The sequence below is a fragment of the Vibrio sp. 1288 genome, from assembly GCF_033344475.1.
In genome coordinates, this window is sequence record NZ_JAWPOX010000765.1 from 1 (window position 1) to 609 (window position 609).

The 609-nt window shown below is 47.9% G+C and carries 1 protein-coding gene; it reads left to right on the plus strand.

The features are described from left to right. A partial coding sequence (locus tag R8O11_RS29240; protein ID WP_318195126.1) for an ATP-binding protein occupies positions 1 to 609 on the plus strand: 609 nt, incomplete at both ends.

The following is a 609-nucleotide window of genomic DNA, read 5'->3' on the forward strand; positions in this document are numbered from 1 at the left end:
CGTAAAAGCACAGCAAAAGAATTTGCAATTGCTCAGTGATATCGACCCTAAGTTGCCCGCTGAAGTACAAGGAGATGAAGGACGTCTGAAGCAGGTGCTCAATAACTTACTTAGCAACGCGGTCAAATTCACCGAGCGTGGTCATGTCAAATTACTTGTCTCATTGCACGAGCAAAACAACGATATCGCCCTAGTTCGCTTTCGCGTTGTGGACTCGGGGATAGGTATTGCCAAAGAGCACCAGCAAGCGGTGTTTGAACGCTTTCAACAGGCCGATGGCAGTACAACTCGCAAATATGGTGGTACAGGGTTAGGTTTGGCGATTTGTGCCCAACTCGTCCACATCATGGGTGGAGACATCAAGCTAACCAGTGAACTTGGCTTGGGAAGCTGTTTCGATTTCACCATTCCTTTAACGGTGGTGAGCGGTCTTCCAACATATACCGATCCACTCAATGTGCTCGATTTTCCTCGAACAGAGGCGAATGAGGCAACGAACAAAAATCCAGATAAGCCGTGGGTTTTGATTGTCGAAGATACAGAAGTGAATCAGAGGGTTGTTCGCATTATGCTGGAGGTGCTAGGGCTTAAAGTCAGTGTCGCGAGCCA